Source organism: Paenibacillus xylanexedens, assembly GCF_007676705.1.
In the GTDB taxonomy this organism is placed as follows: Bacteria; Bacillota; Bacilli; order Paenibacillales; family Paenibacillaceae; genus Paenibacillus; species Paenibacillus xylanexedens_C.
In genome coordinates, this window is record NZ_VEBF01000524.1 from 1 (window position 1) to 248 (window position 248).

Annotated in this window: 1 protein-coding gene; it reads left to right on the forward strand. The window is 50.4% G+C overall.

Going from position 1 to position 248, the window contains the following annotated elements:
• Positions 1 to 187: hypothetical protein (locus FS628_RS31760; RefSeq protein ID WP_186328069.1), on the forward strand; the 187-nt coding region annotated here is incomplete at its 5' end.
• Between the last annotated feature and the right edge of the window lie 61 nt (positions 188 to 248).

Consider the following 248-nt stretch of genomic DNA (forward strand, 5'->3'; position numbering starts at 1 on the left):
GAAGGGAAGGAAGAATGAGGAGGAGAGAAGGGAGATGAGAAGAGGAAATGAAACGGGAGAAGAAGGGATGGAAGAGGAAGATAGGGGTGGTGTGGAGGGGGAGTGGGTTGAATTTATGATTTTGAGAAGGAAAGTGGAACTGCGGGGATTAGGAGTGGATAGAATGGAGGGTGGGAGGGTGAGTTGAGAAGAGAAAGAATTGTTGGAATGGAAAGTGAGGTTGTTGACGGGCGGGGGGGGTTGAGGGA